Source organism: Xenorhabdus sp. NBAII XenSa04 (assembly GCF_963866145.1).
GTDB classification, from domain to species: Bacteria; Pseudomonadota; Gammaproteobacteria; order Enterobacterales; family Enterobacteriaceae; genus Xenorhabdus; species Xenorhabdus indica.
This window is the reverse complement of sequence record NZ_CAWMEB010000298.1, coordinates 1-203: the sequence shown is the minus strand read 5'-3', so window position 1 is coordinate 203 and position 203 is coordinate 1. Positions and strand designations below refer to the sequence as shown.

1 protein-coding gene is annotated in these 203 nt (G+C 46.3%); it reads left to right on the top strand.

Features of this window, described 5'->3' with window-relative positions:
- The coding region (locus AAC147_RS10730; protein WP_231571695.1) for a primase-helicase zinc-binding domain-containing protein at positions 1-203 on the top strand (203 nt) is incomplete at both ends.

Genomic DNA, 203 nt, shown 5'->3' with positions numbered 1-203 from the left:
GCTATGTATCATTGGGAAAACCTATTGCCTGTCTGTGGCATCGATATTCCTGCAAAAGGGAAACATAGTGCTTGCCCTGTTTGCGGTGGCACTGACCGTTTTCACTTTATTGATGATCACCATCATGGCAACTGGCACTGCCGCCAGTGTGATACCCCGAACTATGGTGATGGGTTGGATTTAGTGGCAAAAACTAAAGGAAT